At 37.8% G+C, this 18480-nt stretch carries 19 protein-coding genes and 1 pseudogene; 11 read left to right on the forward strand and 9 right to left on the reverse strand.

Translation table 11 applies throughout. The features are described 5' to 3' along the window. Positions 1 to 3 precede the first annotated feature (3 nt). From rpsB to K345_RS0105520, 8 genes and pseudogenes are all read left to right on the forward strand, one after another. Positions 4 to 765, forward strand: a pseudogene (gene rpsB / locus K345_RS0105485) (30S ribosomal protein S2); the annotation flags it as partial. Between the two features lie 12 nt (positions 766 to 777). Further along, entirely contained in the window at positions 778 to 1614 is an 837-nt protein-coding gene (tsf, locus tag K345_RS0105490; RefSeq protein WP_028973317.1) for a translation elongation factor Ts, read from the forward strand. 82 nt (positions 1615 to 1696) lie between these two features. Continuing rightward, the gene (gene frr / locus K345_RS0105495; RefSeq protein ID WP_028973318.1) at positions 1697 to 2251 is read left to right on the forward strand and encodes a ribosome recycling factor; all 555 of its coding nucleotides are present in this window, start codon (positions 1697 to 1699) and stop codon (positions 2249 to 2251) included. Continuing rightward, positions 2251 to 2943, forward strand: coding sequence for a polyprenyl diphosphate synthase (gene uppS / locus K345_RS0105500; protein ID WP_028973319.1), 693 nt, complete (start codon positions 2251 to 2253; stop codon positions 2941 to 2943). The genes frr and uppS overlap by 1 nt, the downstream gene beginning before the upstream one ends. Continuing rightward, complete coding sequence (locus tag K345_RS0105505) at positions 2940 to 3809, forward strand: phosphatidate cytidylyltransferase (protein WP_028973320.1); 870 nt, start codon at positions 2940 to 2942, stop codon at positions 3807 to 3809. Before uppS ends, K345_RS0105505 begins: the two co-directional genes overlap by 4 nt. 18 nt (positions 3810 to 3827) lie before the next feature. Then, the gene (gene rseP / locus K345_RS0105510) at positions 3828 to 5153 is read left to right on the forward strand and encodes an RIP metalloprotease RseP (protein ID WP_028973321.1); all 1326 of its coding nucleotides are present in this window, start codon (positions 3828 to 3830) and stop codon (positions 5151 to 5153) included. Between the two features lie 11 nt (positions 5154 to 5164). Next, positions 5165 to 5755 carry a CpXC domain-containing protein gene (locus K345_RS0105515; RefSeq protein ID WP_028973322.1) on the forward strand — a complete coding sequence of 197 codons (591 nt, stop codon included), beginning with the start codon at positions 5165 to 5167 and terminating at the stop codon, positions 5753 to 5755. Then, a complete protein-coding gene (locus K345_RS0105520; protein WP_028973323.1) occupies positions 5756 to 7699 on the forward strand; it encodes a WD40 repeat domain-containing protein in 1944 nt (647 codons plus the stop codon). It begins immediately after the preceding gene. 54 nt (positions 7700 to 7753) lie between these two features. On the opposite strand, the gene dnaB is transcribed toward K345_RS0105520, so the two are convergent. From dnaB to rpsF, 6 genes are read right to left on the reverse strand one after another with little or no spacing between them, the layout of a single operon-like run. Beyond that, positions 7754 to 9094, reverse strand: a complete 1341-nt coding sequence (dnaB, locus tag K345_RS0105525) for a replicative DNA helicase (protein WP_028973324.1) — start codon at positions 9092 to 9094, stop codon at positions 7754 to 7756. Next, on the reverse strand, positions 9084 to 9542 hold the full coding sequence (gene rplI, locus K345_RS19930; RefSeq protein WP_053228098.1) for a 50S ribosomal protein L9: 459 nt from the start codon (positions 9540 to 9542) through the stop codon (positions 9084 to 9086). Before rplI ends, dnaB begins: the two co-directional genes overlap by 11 nt. Before the next feature lie 4 nt (positions 9543 to 9546). Next, on the reverse strand, positions 9547 to 10506 hold the full coding sequence (locus K345_RS0105535) for a hypothetical protein (protein WP_028973325.1): 960 nt from the start codon (positions 10504 to 10506) through the stop codon (positions 9547 to 9549). Then, positions 10506 to 10796: a 30S ribosomal protein S18 gene (rpsR, locus tag K345_RS0105540; RefSeq protein ID WP_028973326.1), complete on the reverse strand. Its 291-nt coding sequence runs from the start codon at positions 10794 to 10796 to the stop codon at positions 10506 to 10508. The genes K345_RS0105535 and rpsR overlap by 1 nt, the downstream gene beginning before the upstream one ends. Before the next feature lie 14 nt (positions 10797 to 10810). Next, positions 10811 to 11254, reverse strand: coding sequence for a single-stranded DNA-binding protein (gene ssb / locus K345_RS0105545; protein ID WP_028973327.1), 444 nt, complete (start codon positions 11252 to 11254; stop codon positions 10811 to 10813). A 29-nt stretch (positions 11255 to 11283) separates the two neighbouring features. Then, on the reverse strand, positions 11284 to 11562 hold the full coding sequence (gene rpsF, locus K345_RS0105550) for a 30S ribosomal protein S6 (RefSeq protein ID WP_028973328.1): 279 nt from the start codon (positions 11560 to 11562) through the stop codon (positions 11284 to 11286). Positions 11563 to 11700: 138 nt separating this feature from the next. Here rpsF and K345_RS0105555 point away from each other — a divergent pair, with 138 nt between their 5' ends. Next, a complete protein-coding gene (locus tag K345_RS0105555) occupies positions 11701 to 12171 on the forward strand; it encodes a hypothetical protein (RefSeq protein WP_028973329.1) in 471 nt (156 codons plus the stop codon). On the opposite strand, the gene K345_RS0105560 is transcribed toward K345_RS0105555, so the two are convergent. Then, a complete protein-coding gene (locus tag K345_RS0105560; protein ID WP_028973330.1) occupies positions 12136 to 13236 on the reverse strand; it encodes a hypothetical protein in 1101 nt (366 codons plus the stop codon). The two genes, K345_RS0105555 and K345_RS0105560, sit on opposite strands and share 36 nt — an antisense overlap. A gap of 122 nt (positions 13237 to 13358) precedes the next feature. On the opposite strand from K345_RS0105560, the gene K345_RS0105565 reads away from it, so the two are divergent. Further along, positions 13359 to 14435 carry a glucokinase gene (locus K345_RS0105565; RefSeq protein WP_028973331.1) on the forward strand — a complete coding sequence of 359 codons (1077 nt, stop codon included), beginning with the start codon at positions 13359 to 13361 and terminating at the stop codon, positions 14433 to 14435. A gap of 47 nt (positions 14436 to 14482) precedes the next feature. Here K345_RS0105565 and K345_RS0105570 read toward each other — a convergent pair whose 3' ends face one another. Further along, on the reverse strand, positions 14483 to 15532 hold the full coding sequence (locus tag K345_RS0105570; RefSeq protein WP_156888310.1) for a 3-deoxy-7-phosphoheptulonate synthase: 1050 nt from the start codon (positions 15530 to 15532) through the stop codon (positions 14483 to 14485). A 59-nt stretch (positions 15533 to 15591) separates the two neighbouring features. Between K345_RS0105570 and K345_RS0105575 the strand changes: the two genes are divergently transcribed. Next, positions 15592 to 16836: a glycoside hydrolase family 3 protein gene (locus K345_RS0105575; protein WP_028973333.1), complete on the forward strand. Its 1245-nt coding sequence runs from the start codon at positions 15592 to 15594 to the stop codon at positions 16834 to 16836. On the opposite strand, the gene K345_RS0105580 is transcribed toward K345_RS0105575, so the two are convergent. Then, positions 16803 to 18347 carry a hypothetical protein gene (locus tag K345_RS0105580; protein WP_037571421.1) on the reverse strand — a complete coding sequence of 515 codons (1545 nt, stop codon included), beginning with the start codon at positions 18345 to 18347 and terminating at the stop codon, positions 16803 to 16805. The two genes, K345_RS0105575 and K345_RS0105580, sit on opposite strands and share 34 nt — an antisense overlap. Between the last annotated feature and the right edge of the window lie 133 nt (positions 18348 to 18480).

An 18480-nucleotide genomic window follows, 5' to 3' on the forward strand; every position in this document is an offset into this window, starting at 1 on the left:
AACATGGCAGTAGTTACCATGAAAAACCTGCTTGAGTCAGGTGTGCATTTTGGTCACCAAACTAAACGTTGGGATCCCAGAATGAAGAAATTTATCTTCGCAGAAAGAAATGGTATTCATATCATTGATTTGCAGAAGACTATCGTATCTATCAAAGAAGCTTATGATGCCGTAAGGAAAGCTGTCCTTGATGGTAGATCTGTTCTATTTGTAGGAACAAAAAAACAAGCCCAAGCCGCTATTCAGTCTGAAGCTGAAAGATGTGGAATGTTCTGGGTAAACAACAGATGGTTAGGTGGTATGTTAACCAACTTCACTACCATCAAAAAATCACTTCACAGATTAAAGAAGCTCGAAAAGATGGAAATCGACGGAACTTTCGATAATATGAGCAAGAAAGAAGTAGCTCGTCTTATGAAAGAACGTAATAAGCTTGAGAAGAACCTTGGCGGTATTAAGGAAATGAAAGATCTTCCTGGTATCATGTTCGTTATCGATCCCCGAAAAGAACAAATCGCCATTGCTGAAGCAAGAAGAGTCGGAATTCCTATTGTAGCTATTGTAGATACAAACTGTAATCCTGAAGGCATTGATTTCCCTATTCCAGGTAATGATGATGCGATTAGAGCGATATCCCTTTTTACTTCTATAATTGCCAACGCAGTTATTGAAGCGGACAACGAAATTGGATTAGAGGTTATCGAAACTCTTCAAGACGATGAAGAAGTTAATGAAGAAATTGATCCCTCAAAAGACGAAGACGAATAGGAGATTATTGTGGCAGTAAGTCCTCAGGATGTTAAAAAATTAAGAGACGCAACTGGTGCTGGTTTCGGTGACTGTAAGAAAGCTCTTACAGAAGCTAATGGTGATTTCGCATCAGCAGAAAAAATCCTTAAAGAAATGGGATTGGCTTCAGCAGCTAAACGAAGTGGTCGTGAAGCTAACGAAGGACGTATTTTTACTTATGTTGAAGGTAGCAAAGCCGGTGTAATGAACTTAAGTTGTGAAACTGACTTTGTCGCTAAAAACGAAGACTTTGTTCAAGCTGGACAAGCTTTACTTAAAGAACTGGTTGATAACAACCAGACCGCTTTAACAGAAGAACAAGAAACAAAGACAAAAGAATTAGGCGCTAAGATCAAAGAAAACATCAGTGTTAAAGAACTTGCTCTTTTAACTGGTACTTCAAGTGATCTTATCGTTGACTATATCCATGGTGATGGACGAATTGGAGTTCTTGTAAAGATCTCAACCGATTCTGAAGCCACTGCTTCTAACGATAAGGTAAGGGAATACGCTTTTGACTGTGCGTTACACGCGGCAGCTTTCAGCCCTCTTTACCTAAATAGTGAAGCTGTTGATCCTGCTTACCTTAAGGAACAGGAAGAAATCTTCACTACCCAAGCAGCTAATCTTGGTAAACCTGATAATGTTGTAGCTGGAATCGTTAAAGGTAAATTAAACAAACATCTTTCCCAAATCTGTTTTGTAGACCAACCTTTTGTTAAGAATGACAAACTGTCTGTAGCAAAAGCTGGACAAGAAATAGCTAAGGAAATCGGTGGAAAAGTGGAATTAACAGGATTTGTATACTTCGCTGTTGGACAATAAACCTTTTCACCTATATGATATTTGACAAGAGATATGACCGCTCCCTAAAAGGAGCGGTTCTATTTAATAGAAGGAGCATAAAATGGATGCAATAAAGAAGGAAGCTCAGAACCGCATGGATAAGAGCATTAGAAACCTTAAAGAAGAGTTTAATGCTATTAGAACTGGTCGTGCTTCTGCTTCTCTTTTCGACAAAGTCATGGTTGACTATTATGGAACTCCTACACCCTTGAATCAGGTAGCTTCCATATCCGTACCTGAAGCACGCCTCATCGCAATTCAACCCTGGGACAAAGGTTCCTTAGGTGCTATTGAAAAAGCTATCTTCGCTTCTGAATTAGGTTTAACTCCAGCCAATGATGGTAAAGTTATTCGAATCAATATCCCCCCTCTTACTGAAGATCGTCGTAAAGAATTGGTTAAAATAGCCAAGAATACAGCAGAAAACAACCGGATAGCTATTAGAAATATCCGAAGAGATATTAATGAATCTATTAAGAAATCGCAGAAAGATGGAGAAATCACCGAAGATGCGATGAAAGCATCCTTAGATGATATCCAAAACGTTACTAATGACTTTATCAAGAAGATTGATGGTCTCCTCTCAGAAAAAGAAAAGGAGATTATGGAGATCTAATGTCCAACAATGAAGTACCCTGCCATGTTGGCATCATTATGGATGGTAATGGCCGCTGGGCGAAAGCCCGCGGTAAAAACAGGTCTGCTGGACACTTAGAGGGATTATCAGCTGCCAAGCGAATCACTAAAGCAGCAGTGGATCTGGGAATTAAGTATCTATCCCTATATGCCTTTTCAACAGAGAATTGGAAAAGAACAGAAGAAGAAGTTTCCTTCCTAATGATATTAATCAAGAAACATTTAAAAAGTGAATTTAATTTTTATCGCAAAAATGAAATCCGTGTTGTTCATAGCGGCGATATAAATGGTTTACCAGCAGATATCCAACAAGAACTTCATCAGGTAGCCATGGATACAGCGGATTTCCATAAACTAACTGTAAATCTGGCTATTAATTATGGTGGCCGTGATGAAATCATCCGTGCTGTTCAAAAACTAAACAATGATAATAAAGAAGTAAATACTGAGAATGTTAGCTCCTATATGGATTGTCCCGAGATACCCGATGCGGATCTTATCATCAGAACCGCAGGAGAAAAAAGGTTAAGTAATTTTCTGCTTTGGCGCAGTGCTTATTCGGAATTCTATTTTTCTGATAAATTATGGCCAGATTGGGAAGCAGAAGATCTTATTACGGCTATAAAAGAGTACCAATGCAGGGAAAGACGTTATGGGGGAATAAAGTCATGAATAAAGTTGTTAAACGACTGCTCATTTTTTTTATAGGTTTACCAGCTGTTCTTGGTGTTATTGCTTTTCCTTTTCCTAATGATCGCTACCTTCTTGTTAACATAGTTATCATGATTGCTTCCGGACTGGGAGCTTTAGAGACGGCGAACTTATTTAAGAAAAAGGGCGCCCAGCTACATCCCGTATTAGCTTTCTCATTGGGTATAATTTTTCCTTTATTTACCTATCTTGAACTCATGGGGATTACATCCCGTCATGTGTTGATGGCAGTACTGACTATTGGGGTAACCCTTATCTTCAGCAGCCAGGTGATTGGTAAGTCAAATGAAGATTTTAAACCTGTTATCAGTAGAATTGGGGGGTACCTAACCAGCCTGTTTTACCCTGGTTTATTTTTTGCCTACACAACCCGTCTCAGTCTGACCAATTTGGTTGATCAATCCTACCCTTATAGTCCTTATCCTCTACTAATATTTATCCTTATGACCTATGGAAATGATTCTATGGCCTGGTTTTTTGGAGTGCTCTTCGGTAAGAAGTCCAGAGGACTTATTGCGGTGAGTCCCAATAAGAGTTTAGTAGGATTCTTAGGGGGCTTATTTTCCAGTTGCGTTGTAGGATTACTTATCTATCTAGTGATTCCTGATTTAAGTATCACTAAGCTTCCTATTGTATTACTTTGGGGCTTCCTTACAGGAATAATGACAATATTAGGAGATCTTATCGAATCAGCCATTAAGCGTAGTGCTTCTGTGAAAGATTCGGGAGACATCATTCCAGGACGAGGAGGACTTCTTGACAGTATTGATTCTTTGCTATTCGCAGCCCCTGTCTATTATTATCTTCTTATCTGGATACTTTACTAAACTAGGGAGACATCAAAAATGTTACAAGCTGTACTTCATGGCATCTTAGGTCTATTAGGCCTGGGATTTGTCGTGTTCATCCATGAATTAGGACACTTTATATTCGCAAGACTTAACAAGATCAAAGTAGAAGCTTTTAGTATTGGATGGGGACATCCGATTGTAAAATGGAAGTCAAAAGAAGTGGAATACCGCATTGGTATCCTCCCCATCGGAGGATACTGTAAAATGGCAGGTGAAGATATCATTCAAGAAGCCATTCTGGAAGATAAAGAAGTGTTTGAAAGGAAAAAGGGCACCTATTTCGGAGCTCACCCTCTTCAACGTATCACTGTGGCATTAGCAGGTCCCTTCTTTAATGTCCTATTAACATTTGTGATTATGTTTTTCATTTCCTTAATTGGTTATAATTACGTATCCTCCGGTAATAAAATCGTTCTGGCCAGTGATGTAGAAAATAAAACTTTTCCTTCTGATGAAGCCGGTTTAATGACAGGAGATAGAATTCTGTCGATTAATGGAGAGGAGACAAAGTCTTTTAAAGATATCAGGGATATCATTAATTCCACAGAAGGGTCTCTCAACTTGTTAGTAGAACGTGATGATCAAAGAAAGTCATTAATCATTACTCCTAAAAAGAATGAAGAAACTGGTAGCACTATCATTGGAATCTACCGATGGGTGGATCCTGTTATTGATACTGTTAAAGAAGATAGTCCTGCTGCATTAGCCGATTTAAAATCAGGAGATGTTGTAACATCCATTAATGGCGTTCCTTTTACTAAAGAGGCGGATGTAAACAAAATCCTTAAGAGTGAACCTACAAAATTAGATATCGAGTATTTGAGACAGGGAGTAAAAAAGAAAACAACCTTAATCGTTGATTACACTTCTGGTAATCCTTCAGTAGGTTTCTCTTTTGCTCTTGAGAACTTTAGAACAGAAGGTAAGAGCTTCAGTCAATCTATTGTTCAATCCTTTCACGATACAAAGAAACTGATTGTTTCTATTTTTTCTGGTATACTTTCTCTTTTTAAGGGAAACAATATCACTGAATCAATATCTGGTCCTATTATGATTACCTATTTTATAGGCCAGGCAGCAGCCTTAGGTTTCTATCAATTCTTCAATATGCTGGCTATGCTTAGTGTAGCTCTGTTTGTTATGAATCTGTTACCTATCCCTGCTCTTGATGGAGGACAAATCCTCTTGTTTATAGTGGAAGCTATTAAAGGAAAACCACTAAAAGCAAGAACAGTCTTTAGATATCAGTTCATAGGTGCTATATTTGTTTTTGGTTTATTAATCCTATCCACTATCAATGATATTAACTTTTTTTACTAGGAGAGCAATGAATGGAGATACAGTGCCATTGTGGTAAGATAATTGAGACAGACTGGAAAGAGGTGATTGACCTGGATTCCTCAGTAGAACAGGAAATACTGGAAGGTACTTTCCTGACTATTGACTGTCCTGACTGCAATGAAAAATTGAAGCCAGAGATAAAGATAATACTCAAAAATGATAAGACAGCACTATTATGGCTTCCTGATATCTCTCGCCTATCCTTTATGACGGATCAAGTTAAAGTAGATCCTTCAGTTACGGATGTGGCCATCGGATTTAAGGAATTACAAGAGGCTATCAAACTCTATCAGAGCAACTTAAACAAAAGTGTGATAGAGGTCATAAAATATCAGATTTATAAAAAAGTGGAAGATGACAAAGATGTAACAGTTTATTTTCATGATCTTATGGATGATCAGTATATATTTCACATTGAAGGTGTGAAGGCTGATGAGATTGGAGTCCTGAAAGTACCCCAGACTATGTATGATAAAATAGGAAAGGATCTACCTGATTTGGTGGAGAAATATCCCTATTCGGTTATTTTAAAAAAGCCCTATATATCAGTTAACAATTTAATAATGGGAGACAGTGAATAAATGAAACATCTTACTACTATTTTACTCTTTCTGTTACCCTTGGCGGTCTTTGGGGAAACAACAGTTCTTCTTAATAGCGGCCACAAGGGGGAAGTCTCACAGATTGTGTATGACAATTCATCAAATCTCATATTCACCTCTAGTACTGATGGCTCTATTAAAGCCTGGGACATTCGTACAAAGGATCTAGCTCGGGTTGTGTACCAGTCTTCCCATCCTATTAAAACTATGGACTTAAATCCTGAGAAGCCTCAGCTAACGATTCTTGAGTCCAATAATCTCGATTACTTCCGTATTAAGGTAATTAACTGGAAAACAGGCAAAGTGCTTTATTCCCAGTCTTTTGAGACTGAGCCAATATCCTTTAGTTACTCAACTCAAGGAACTTATCTGCTTATTAATAAAGTGGATATTCCCAGTATGACAATACTCGATACAGAAAAGTTCAAAGAAACAAAATACCTTCAGGACATTAATTCTGTTATCTCCTTTGCCTATTTAGGATCCAGTGATAAAACGGTGATGACCTATTCTTCAAATGGTTCTTTAAGCTTTTGGGATCTTAAAACAGGCTTACTAAAAGCAAAAGCAGATACGATTAATGACTTAAAGAATTGGAGAATCACCAATAACAAACTATATATGACGGCAGCAAAAGGTAATGTTCTATATGTTATCGACCGTTTGACAGGGAAAGTGGTTAGCCAAAAAGAAATTCCCGGTTTAGAAAGTGATGATATTAATTACAATGAAGATCATATTGCTGTCATTAAAGACAATAACGGTTCAAACCTCATTCAACATTATACTTTTAAAAATGATCACTATGAAGAAGCAGCTTTTCATTCAGATGCTTCGGAATCGCAAATATCAACTTTAACCTATGCTCAAGGAATGATTATCACTGGTGACTATAGGGGGGATTTAAACTACTTCTACATCAGAAGTGATAAACAATATTCTCTGGCAACTAATGTCATGCAAAACGTAGATGATGTCAGTATCCGGGGAGATGAGCTTTGGATAAGCACAGATGAAGCTTTATATCAAATAAAGAGCCCCTTTTTCACAAGTTCCAATATAGAGGATTTATCACAATATACTTTAAAAAGTCATAAAGATTTAAACAGCCATATTATATCCACTGCAGGAGCTAATTACTTCTTATTCCCTACTTCAGGTAATTCGGCAATTGTTGAGTTCACTAATGACAATCAGATTAAAAACTCCCCTTACAGTACGGGAGCTATTAAGAAAATCGATTACAAAGAGGGGCAGAACTTAATACTCACAGATAATGGGGAAATTAAGGTTTTTAACACAGACTTCACAGACGTTAGTTTTCAATATTCCTTCTTGGGTCTCCTTGATGCCTCGTTCTACAAGGACAATAAAATTGTCGGTAGTCATGTGGCAAGAAGAGGGAGTCCTTTATTACTATTAGATTATACAACAGGGGAAACGCTACCTATTGACGATAGTGCTTCTATAATCTATTCCCTTGTTGGCTCTGATGACAAACTCTTTACTCTGGGTGTTGATAAATCCAGTGGACAGAAGATAACAGAATTAAATCAATACTCTGGTGATCTATTAATGAATAAAAAGACTTTATTATCTATAGAGGGTGAAGAATTAAACTATAATCTTCATTTTGATCAAGATTTATTTACAACCTTCCCCGATCATCAGGTGCATCAATATGTCAAAGACAAATGGGTAGATCTTGAACCAACTGAAACCTTCCCTCTACGTATCAAAAGTTCAAAAGAGCTGGTAATAGCTGTTAATAAGGATCAGAGTATTAGTTTCTGGAACCGTAAAACAGGATCTTACCTGGGGGCCTTTTCTTTGCTTTTTAATGATGAATGGGTATTTATCAATCATGATAAATATTATGGTTCTGAAGATATTGAAGACCATCTAAGTTTCATTTATAATTAATTTTCAGTGATTTCAACAATAAAAAACTCAGGGTTAATCCTGAGTTTTTTATATCTAATTCATTCTAGACATAGATTCAAACTTAGTGTAATGAGGTAGGAAAGCTATCTCAACAGTACCTACAGGACCATTACGCTGTTTAGCAATAATCAGTTCTGTTTCTATAAGATTGGGAGCTCCATCATCTCTTCCCCGTTCGATACCACGATCACGGTGAAGGAATAGGACGACATCCGCATCCTGCTCAATACTTCCTGATTCACGCAAGTTAGCCAGATTAGGTTTTTTCCCTTCTGAATCCCTACTCACCTGACTTAGTGTAACCACAGGAATATCCAGTTCACGGGCTAGAGACTTAAGGGAACGGCTTATTTCAGCAACCTGTTCATGTCTTGGTAAGGCAGGATTCTCACTGGATATAAGTGTTAAATAGTCAATAAATAATATTTGAATATCAGCTTTAGCCTTCATACGTCTTGCTTGAGCACGTAAATCCAGAAGCTTTATATTAGGAGTATCATCCAGATAAAGAGGGGCTTCATAGATACGACTAGCTGCTTCTGTTATATTATGAAAGTCTGCTGGTTTTAACATTCCCGTTCTTAGCTTATTAGAATCCAGCCGAGCCTCAGAACTAAGAATACGTTGCATCATGGCCTTATTGGACATTTCCAATGTAAAGAAGCCTACAGGAATCTTGTGATGAATAGCAATATTACCAGCAAGAGTAAGGGCGAAAGCCGTCTTACCAACACTGGGACGGGCACCAATTATGACTAATTCCGATTTTTGAAATCCAGAGGTCATTTGATCCAAGTCAGGTAAACCAGAAGGAATACCAGTAAAACTTTCTTTAGTATGATAAAGTTTTTCTATACCATCGATGGTCTCAGTTATGATCTCTTTTGCACTGGAAAAAGCACCGGAATGCTGATCATCGGTAATCTCAAATATCTTGCGTTCTGCATCTTCAATAATCATCCGGCTTTCTGAAGTCATATCAAAGGCATCTTTTTGGATTTCCCCTGCTATCTTCAACATCTTACGCCTAATAGACATATTACTAACGATCTTAGCGTAATATTCAACATTGGCACTGGAAGGAACTTCACTAGTTAAACTAGATACATAACCAGGTCCGCCAGCTACAGATAATTGATCTGCTTTCCGTAGACTTTCTGACACAGTCAGAATATCAACAGCACCACCTGTGTTATAGAGATCTATAATAGTTTGGAATATAATTTGATTTGCTTTTTTATAAAAATCACCAGAACGAAGGTGATTTAAGACGACATCTATACTTTCAGAATCTAAAAGAAGCGCCCCCAGAGTTGCACTTTCCGCTTCTTCATTATAAGGGGGCACTTTACCTATGAGTTCGTTACTCTGCATTCTCTTCGGCCTTTACTTCAACAGTAAGCTTAGCCGACTCTTTTCCATATAATTTTACACGAACAGAATAAGCACCAACCAATTTAATACTGTGGTTAGGTACTTCAACAGATTTACGAGGAATGTTAATACTTTCTTTTGCTAAGGCTTCAACAATAGAAGCGTTATTAACAGCTCCAAATAATTTACCATTATCACCTGCAGGCATTTCAAATAGAAGGGTAAGAGACTCAAGTTTATCTTTAAGACTCATAGCTTCTTTTTGCTTTTCCGCTTTTCTTCTTTCAATTGCCCCTTTCTTTTGATTAAGAATTTCAAGAGAATTCTTACTATATAAGGTGGCAAAACCTTGTGGTAAAAGGTAGTTTCTACCGTATCCGTCTTTTACAACACATACATCACCTTCTTCACCAAGGTTCTCAACATCTTTCTGTAAAATAACCTTCATGTTATCAGCTCCTTTTAGGATCTCTATAGTTTATCCATGTTTCAGATACCCCCAGCAAGGGAAATATCAACAGTAACAAATTTAAGCCAGGCAAAAAGAACAAAGCAATAAGCAATGTCCTTAGGAATAAACGTAATAATGGTCCAGCTTGAACTCTGTCCAGCCAAAACACAATTATACCTATCCCCTGCCATCCATACACTAACATTGCCATCATTGACAAGTTAGTTATGATATGTAAGGACCACCCAGGAACAGGAACCGATAAGACTCCAAGTGCTATAATTGCCAGTATTCCTAATAAGGGTAGAATAAAAAACCATACCCAAACATCAGAAACCTTAAATGTTTTAACACTTTCCGGTTGGGAATCGAGTGTTTCATATCTCAAACGAAAGTTTTTGGCAAACCACATTGAGCCACCAACGAGAGCCATGTAGAAAGACACCATAGTGCCTACAAGACTATCATAGAGTATTTGTGAAAACGACTCGCTAGACAAACCGGCGAAGCCCATTCCTGAGCCAGTATCTCTCAGAACCTTAATAACTTTGTTTAATTCCTCTAAAGAAGAGGATTGCACAACTGGATTTTCCAAAAAAGGAACTATGAAGCATGCAGCAAACAAAGTGACTATAATGATTCTGTACAACTTACGCATGGGATGAAAGGGCCAGAGATTAACAATAGCCACTCCGATAACAGCCAGGACCAATGTACCATCAAACAATGTTACAAGACCCAATAGCTGAATCTTACCCTGTATTATGGGTATCCCATGATTTATCATCATGACGAGTATCAGTAATGTGCTTCCAAGCACATACTGTTTTTCCCGCCCTTTTTTATAGTAAGACAATAAAGGAACTAAGCAAAACACACTAAATATGTTTGATAGATAGAGGATTATACTTAGCACCATAGGTCCTAAGAATTGTTTTACCTGTCCTTCTCTTACGTTCATTATTTATTCACAAATGGTAGTAAAGCAAGAGATCTTGCTTTTTTAATTTCTGTAGCTAATGCTCTTTGGTGCTTAGCACAAGTACCAGTAATTCTTCTTGGAAGTATCTTTCCTCTTTCTGTTACAAATCTTTTAAGAGCATCTACTTCTTTGTAATCTAATGGTATATTTTGTGTACAAAATCGGCACACTTTCTTTCGGAAGAATTGTCTGGATCTTCTTTGTTGAACTCTTTCGGATCCGTCTTTTTTATTGTCTCTGTCTTCCTTATCCTTTACATCTTCGGACATGGTATTCTCCTATACTAAAATGGGATGTCATCTTCAAAAGGTTCGGGACCATTATTTGATGAATTCTGATAGCTGGGTTGATATGTTGATCTATTTTCAGCGGGACGACTGTTACCAGTAGCGTCTCCTCTTCCTCCGCCTCCCAATAATTGAACATTCATAGCGTGGATCTCAATACGACTTCGTGATTGACCATCCTGCTCCCAACGGTTTTGTCTTAATTCACCTTGAATCGCTATCTGTTTACCTTTTTGTAGGTATTGATTAAGCGATTCTGCAGTCTTTCCCCATAATACGACATCAAAAAAACTTGTTTCTTCGTTTGAACCTGAATCAGATCGCCTTCGTCTATTAACAGCAATGGACATTCGGCCGACTGCAGTTCCAGTATTTGTATATCTAAGCTCGGCATCCCGAGTGAGACGTCCAACTATCACTACTTGATTAATATCTGCCATGGCAATCCTCTCTTTTATTAACTACCTTATTAACCTTTTACAACAAAAAGGTATTTAAGGAGCTCTTTGGTCAACTTTAAGTCTTTTTCAATTTCGATGACAACAGATGGTTCAATATCTGCTTCAATTAGGTGGTAATGCCCCCTATCCTGCTTTTGAACTTCATAGGCAAGAGATCGTTCTTGCATATCTTCTTCTTTGCTGATAGTAGCATTGTTCTTTTCGTAAATTTTCTTAACAGCTTCTAAGCCGTTCTTGTAGGAGTCTCCCTTCGCGTTGAAGACGTAGACAGTTTCGTATTTTCTCAAAATGTCTCTCCTCCCTTTGGACTAAATTTCGATCCATATCAACGATACGGATAAAGAGGTGCTCGTAAAGTATCACAGGGCAACATTCCATGTCAAGATTCCTCACGGGCTGTCCGATATAAAGATGAAGGAAGGCTTATGAAAACCACTATTAATTATGAGGAAAACCTTTTCTATATTGATTCTATCATTAAGACAATAGAACAAGGATTAACTGTGTCTATCGATACAGAAATCACCTACGAACATATTAAGGCTCAATTTCAATACATAGACCAGGCTCTGGGAAAGATATACTCATCATTAGAAGAGACCCCTAATATTAAACAAAAAGCCCTATATATCAAGCTTCTCATAAATGTCAAACTCAACTACATACAACTCTTAGATCGCATTATCACAAACAAGTTTGATATGAGTCCTGATTTTGAAGTACAGATGGATACCTACAGATCGATTATTCGCAATCATAAAACGGACATTGATCTGCTGAAAAAGACAATTAAACAGGACAAGGAGCACTCTCCAGAAGACGTTATATCCAGTGCAGAGCTTGATTTTCTACTTGCTACATCACGGGATAGTGACAACGACACCGCGAGAAACTAATTCCAGATTCTGCCTAACTTGAAGAATCTTATCATACTCCCAATTCCATTCGGCATATTGAAGATTATAAGACATAATACTTCGTTTTAAGTAAGAGTCTCCTGTCTGAATACTGTCCTCATCTAATGGTTTAACACATAACTTATCTATCAACTGTTGTCTAGTTTTTAACTCTCTCATGTAATCAAGGGTTCTTTCGACAGCCTTTCTATCACCAGATCCCATCTTCAAGGAAAATCCCATAAACAGGCCTTCCTCTATAGGATTTGGCAGGTTAGTATTTACATACAAAAACCATTTCTTTTCATCAAAACCCTCAGCAAGTTCTGCTAAATGAAAGGAAGGTTCCCAGATAGCGACAGATTCTCCCCCTACAATGGAATCATAATATTTTTTATGTCCATAGGGTGTGTCCAATTCCCAATCTTTTGGCCCGACTTTTTGTAGCGTAGTGATTAAGGATTGCCTTAATGGTCCATCCTGTAACTGCTCAGAAATAGGATTAATAAGTTCTACGTAATCAGGAACCAATACTTTTCCTTGAGGCATACGCAGTTTATCTACAACATCTAACCATTCAGAGCTTGAGCTAGGAAATTGCCAGTTAACGCTAGTTTGAAGAGCGATAATGTATGGAGAAAAACCAAGAGGAATGAGTTTATTCCCCCATCGAACGGAGTGAGGTCCTTCAAAAACAATATCTTCTGATATAGCAGACACTTTTTGAAGTTTATCCCAATAACGACGGGCCGTTTCCTTTGTTATAAAATAAATAGCCTTTTCATCTATGAAAACACCATGAAATTCTTCGAAATACAAATCCTTCTTAATGGACTTGGCTATACTACTTTTAAAATCTTCAGAGAACAAATTTCGGAATTCTACATCATAATAGATAATATAATCAGAATCATCCTCAAAAATATCAGCTTCACTAGCACTGGGAAGTTCTTTATCCCATCGTTTTGGCTGAAGTTGATCTTTTTCTTTTTGTCCGCCCCCCCATGATAATAAAGCAACAAGAAGGAACAGTACGACAAATGTTGTATTCTTAGAGAGTATCATTTACAGCCCCCTACGACTTTCAGCATGGTATTCCAGCAAATTAATGTCAAGAAAGTTTTTTAAAGCTTGTTGATTTTCTACCCTAACTATGCGTAAATATCTCATAAATAGGAGCGTTAATTATGAAAACCAACTGGTATATTCATGAGAATCATAACTGGGAACACCTTATCATCTCAGGAGATGCAGGTGGTACAAACACCAATATAGCAATTGTAGGTAAAAAGGCAACTACTTTTGATATTATCCTGGAGTGTGTTTTCCCTAGTGATGATGTAACAGTGTTTTTAGATACCATTACCAAAACACTGGAAGAATTCAAACTTAAATTCCCTGAGTTACCCATATCAGCATGTTGTATCAGTGCAGCAGGAGCTGTTGTCGACAATATATGTCAAATGACAAATCAGGACTGGGCCGTTGATGGTAAAGCTATCGAAGACAAGCTCTCTATCCCAACTGTTCTTATTAATGATTTTATGGCTATCAGCTATAGTCTTCCCCTTTTAGATATTAATAATCCCAAACAAATTGAAATACTTGCTCATCCTGATGGCTCGTATCCAGAAGCCCATGGAAATGTGAGAGCTGTAATGGGAGCCGGAACAGGATTAGGTGTAGGTTTTTCTATGGAATATAATAACCAATACATAGCCTGCCCATCAGAGGGGGGACATTCAGATTTTGCCCCTTATGATGAATTAACAACTAGACTTCACACTTATATGATTAACAAATACAAGGAAGCTCCCGCATACGAACTTCTTGTATCAGGTCAAGGACTGGTTAATATCTTTCAATTCTTTGTAGAAGAAGAGGAAAAAGGAGAACTAAGCCCTGAAGTGAAGGAGATAAAAAACACTCCAGATAGAAATAAGCCGCCACTTATTGCCCAATATGCCGAAAAAGATGCCCTGTGCCTTAAAATCATGAATCTTTTTATTGATATATATGGACATGCCGCTGCCAGCTTGAATGCGATTCTTCTCCCTTCAGACGGGTTCTATTTAGCAGGTGGAATTATCTCCAAGAACTTGAAATACTTCAAAGAGAATTATCAGTTCATGAAGAGTTTTGAAAAGAATTCTGCACCTCACATCAGAGAATTTCTAAGAGATGTTCCCGTTTATGTTATAAAAGAATACTCAACAAGCTTATATGGTGCTGCCAACGCAGGATATATCCTTCTACTTCAATAATTAATTAAATAATAATTGGCTCTATCAGGAGCCAATTATTTTCCTTGTTATGCCAAGTGTAGGACATCATAACTTTCTTGTAATATCCGCTCTGTAGTATCCCAGCTGACACATTCATCGGTAACAGAAACACCATATTTAAGATTTTCAAAACCATTAACAATCTTTTGATTTCCCTCAAAGAGGTTCGATTCCAGCATAAATCCTATAACAGATTTGTGACCATGATTCCTTTGCGTGATAAGAGACTCTAGTACCCTCTCTTGCCGAACATATTTCTTGCCCGAATTGGCATGACTACAATCGATAACAATTCCTGCTTCACGGCCAATCCCATTCATGAGCTGCTCAGCCTGTTCCACCCATTCTTCATAATAATTAGGGCCCCGTTTACCACCACGTAATATAATGTGCCCATACGGATTCCCTTTTGTTTTATAGACACTGATACGACCTTCTGGATTAACACCTAAAAAAGAATGGGAATGTGCAGAGGATTGGAGAGCATTAACAGCCGCTTCCAGGCTCCCATCTGTCCCATTTTTAAAACCAATTGGCATCGACAGTCCACTGGTCAAAGAACGGTGGGTTTGACTCTCAGTGGTTCTGGCACCAATGGCAGCCCAACTAATGTATTCTGATATATATTGAGGAACAACATGATCCAGTACTTCTGTAGCCACAGCTAAACCTAATAAGTTAATGTCTTCCAATAAGGATCTTGCAATACGCAAACCTTTTTCCATCTTATAACTTTCGTCAATATCCGGATCGACTATCAGCCCACGCCACCCTACTGTGGTTCTTGGTTTTTCAAAATAGACGCGCATGACAAAAAGGAACTTATCAGACAACTTCTCTTTTAAGTCAGCCAATTTATGAGCATATTCCAAAGCAGCCTTTGGATCATGAATGGAACAGGGGCCGACAATAGCCAACATACGATTATCACGACCTTCCAGTATATCAATAATCTCTTTACGCCCTTGTATAACCGAAGATTTAGCTTTGTCCGATATTGGCATCTGTTTTTTGAGTTCTAGAGGTGATACTAGCTCCTCAATACTTTCTATATTCAAATCTTCTGTCTGGGACATATGAATCTCCTCTATAATTTATTGATTTTTGAACCTAAATGAGTTAAACCTACATTTATATGCTTCTTAGTCCTAAGCCCCTTAATTTATACTTAATTATATTTGTTGTTACTAGCCTCTTGTCTTCTTGTCGATCAACTGCCTCTGAAAATGATCAAAAAGAAATACTACAACCGATACCAGAACCTTTATCCAAAGCAGAACAGGCATTGGCAACTATGAGTCTGGAAGAAAAAGTAGGTCAGCTCTTCTTTTTGTCTATTCCGATAGATGATAAGGGCCGCAATATCCTCAGCCTTAATGATTTCGTTTTGAATATACTTACATCAATGCACCCTGGGGGAATCATTTTATTTAATAATAATATTGATACTCCAGAACAAACATGGCAATTAACACAAGACTTACAGAAGACCTCAGCCTATCCTCTGTTTATAGGCATAGATGAAGAGGGAGGAAAAGTCAGTAGACTCTATCACCACCCCAAACTAAAGGTAACGATCTTCCCTGATATGGCTAAAATTGGGATTAAGGAAAGACCTGATCTCATGTACAAGGTGGGGTCCATACAAGGTAGTGAACTACATGTTCTCGGTATTAATCTGAATATGGCGCCTATTGCGGATATCAACAATTACAAAGGCAATCCTATTGGCTTAAGGGCTTTCCACTGGACAGCGGAAAAAGCGGCCCCTCTTGTAGGAGCTTATGTTGAGGGTCTACAGAGTCAAGGAGTAATGGCGGTGTTGAAACACTTTCCGGGACACGGGGCAACCCAAACCGATAGTCACAGCACTCAAGCCATATCTCCCGTATCCTACAAGACGTTAAAAGGAAGGGAGTGGCTTCCCTTTAAGTCAGGAGTAGAAAGCGGAGCTGATTGGATAATGATGGGACATCTAACAAACTTCCATCTTGATTCCAGAGGACTTCCTGGTACTCTATCTCGTCCCATGGTGGATATGATACATCACGATCTTAATTTTGATGGACTTATTGTGTCAGACGCTCTCAATATGGGAGCCATTGTGAATAATTACAATCCAGAAGAAGTAGCTTATTATGCTTACCTAGCAGGAATAGATCAGTTTTTAATGCCCTCTAAACCTTTAGAGTCTTATCTCTTTCTCCTAAAGAAGTTCAAAGACAAACTTCTTTCCGAGGATGACCTAAATAAAAAGGTATTGAAGATTTTGAGAATAAAGGAAAAATGGAAATTATTTAATACACAATCAAAACCAGACTTTTCAATCCTTAACAGCCAAGACCATCAGGACTTTGTCACGAGCTTAGGCATCAACTGATGATAGACATCAAGTAAAAGTGGATATTCTTTAAATCGCTCCATTCTCTGGTTCATCTCCTGTTTCTTGATAATTTCTTCTTTGCAATCAAGAATTCTCTCCTGTACCCACAAAGGATGAGGAATGGATTTAAAAGTCAGGGGGGTCCCCTGTTGCCCAACAGTCCTTACAATAAGGTCTCCATAATCGAATAATAAAGAACTAAATCCTTTCTTCTGTATCTCCACACTGACTATCTTATTCAGGTCAAGCTCCTGGATTTCTTCCTTTATCCACAGAGGCTTCTTTTCAATATCCAATAGTCTTTGGGGACCAAGTTCGTATACATCATTACGCCAATCTTCCCAGATATACCCTAAAGGAACAAACATCAGGAGTAATACATAGCCATAGGGACGCAAATAGGGAAAGGAAAAGGCGATCCCTCCATATAAAGCTGTAATGATAAGAAAAGGGAGAACCTTGATAAAAAGGTTGAGAAAATGTTTCCGGAAACGAAACGTATTACCATCTATCACCTGCTTCCATGGTATGAATAAAAAGAAATAAGAATGAAGACGATGGGACTTCCTCCGAAACAATCTCTTTTTTTCTTTTATTGAACGTAAGGGACGCAGCTTCCAATGGTTTAAGTTAAAATGCTCCTCCATCAATACTCTAATCAATAATCGTTTACGACCTTCAGAATACTGTTCCTCATCTTCCTGCTTCCTCTTAATATGCTGTTGGATTTTATCTCCGGAAGCAACAGGAAACATGCTTATATTGTCGTGGGTGTTACTTGTTATAATTTCAAGTCGATTGAGCTTAAACAACTTACACAAAAAGTTAGGATACCCAAGCTTTAAGGATTGAATATCTGAATAGAGTATTTTACTACCTCTTTTGGTCAGGGGGAAAAGTGATAATTTACTATAATAAAGGACTTTTTCGTCTAAAGATATATATTCCAAGCCCATAAGAATCCAGCTTACTAAACCTATGAATACACTAGCAGCCAAACAGGACCATTGATAAGCTGAACTATAAAATACCGGCTGATCAAAGAAAAGAGGAAGTAAAGAACCTATCACAATAGGAAGAATAGCGAGACCCAAACCCTTAAACCAGAGTATCCATGACCGTTGCACCCGCAAAGAAATCTGGGCATCATCTTGTTTTTGATGGAAAACCCTTAAGAGCTTTGCCCTCTGGTATTTATGTTGAGCAACAAAACTATGAAGATTTTTAAAGGATAAATACGCCAAAGTACAAGCCCCTTTGGATTCAATGGAAACGTCCTCATCTTGTGAATCTAGTAACCAACCCCCTTCTTCAATAAGTATATCAAGAGAAGAGCTACTGATATGTAATTGTCCCTTGAGAACAAAATAGACCCCATCCAGTCGCTCTCCTGGATATAAAAAAGGACTTGCTTCTTCACACTCTTTAATAACCCATAGGGACCAAAAAGAATCAGAGACAGACAAATTTAAACTATGCTTGAGTTTCTTCAGGTATTCCACTTCCATATTTATAGTGTCGGCATCAGGAACAATACTGATAATTTGATTTTAAAACGTTTCATTTTGTTAATAATTACAGCTATTTATTCATATTTGTATATTTTTTTGCTTATTTTTATACATATACGAACTTAAAATA

The organism is Spirochaeta cellobiosiphila DSM 17781 (genome assembly GCF_000426705.1).
GTDB lineage: Bacteria > Spirochaetota > Spirochaetia > DSM-17781 > DSM-17781 > Spirochaeta_E > Spirochaeta_E cellobiosiphila.